Below are 1122 nucleotides of genomic sequence, written 5' to 3' on the forward strand. Positions count from 1 at the left end.
TCAGTGACGTCAGGATCGCCTGCTCGTCGCGATCGAGACCGCTGGTCGACCGGCCCGTCCGCAGCGAGTCCAAGAGCGCCTGCTCCTCCCGCGTCAGGTCCGTCATGTGCCTCCCATCCGTAAAAGTCCTGGTAGGAGGGTAATCCTCGAGATCAGTGAAGGCGAACAAGTGTTCGGCGTGTCGCGACGAACGTCAATCCTGTAGGCCGAGTGGTTCGTGAAACAGGACGACCCTCGCGCCGTCGTCAAGGTCCAGGCCCTCGAGACGTCAGGGCGGAAACGTACGCCAAGGGGAAACCGTTCGGTCCGCGTGATCGGGAGCAGGACCTGCGACACGTGTAGCGCGATCCTGTATAGCGCTATAGGGGATCCGGCGAACAGAGTGGGTCCGAGCGGATCGCTCGTCCCCACCCCCTCGTCACCGCCGACGCGGCGCGAGGACGACAGCAAGCACAATCAACGCCAACACGATGATCGGTTCTGCTGCCATGGGCATCACCTCCCGGGACCAGGGGAGCGGCGAGACGCCGCTCGACGCTGGGAGGCCCGGCGGGAGTCGTGCCCGTCAGTGGCTGTCCAGTTGTGTCCGCCATCATGCCGGACGCCCCCAGCACCTCCCGCGCCGGGCCGGCACGGCCGGTGCGGGAGGTCGACCGGGACGCCTGAGCGCGCGTATCTTCTCCGGCTACCGGCCGCCGAGCATGGTGGCGGTCGCGAGGGTCAGGGCGAACGTGCCGGCGAACGCGGCCCCGCCGGCACGCGCGGCACCGGCCAGGCTGGCGCCGTCGACGCGGGCGAGGATCCCGGCGACCAGTGCCGCGACGACGGAAACGGCGGCGCACAGCGCCACCACCAGGATCGTGACCACACGTGGGTCGACAGCCACCGCGGTTCTCCTTCGGACACATCACCCCATTTGGGTGATGGTCACGACCTGCGGTGTCCGCTTCGCTTTCTACCGATTTCAGCCCATGAGGGCAAATCTATCAACGATAGTTACGCTTTGTCGCCACACGCTGTGTGACGGCGACGGTGGAGGATCATTGATGTGTGACCGGCCCCGGTAGATGGCAGGGATCCGGCCGCGCTGCGTGGCAGGGTCCGGCGTAGTGGGGTCCGAGG

1 protein-coding gene is annotated in these 1122 nt (G+C 67.1%); it reads right to left on the reverse strand.

All coding sequences use genetic code 11. The features are described from left to right. Positions 1-685: 685 nt before the first annotated feature. The gene (locus AC5LSR_RS17155) at positions 686-886 is read right to left on the reverse strand and encodes a hypothetical protein (RefSeq protein WP_493465284.1); all 201 of its coding nucleotides are present in this window, start codon (positions 884-886) and stop codon (positions 686-688) included. Between the last annotated feature and the right edge of the window lie 236 nt (positions 887-1122).

Source organism: Protofrankia sp. CiP1_Cm_nod4 (assembly GCF_982290645.1).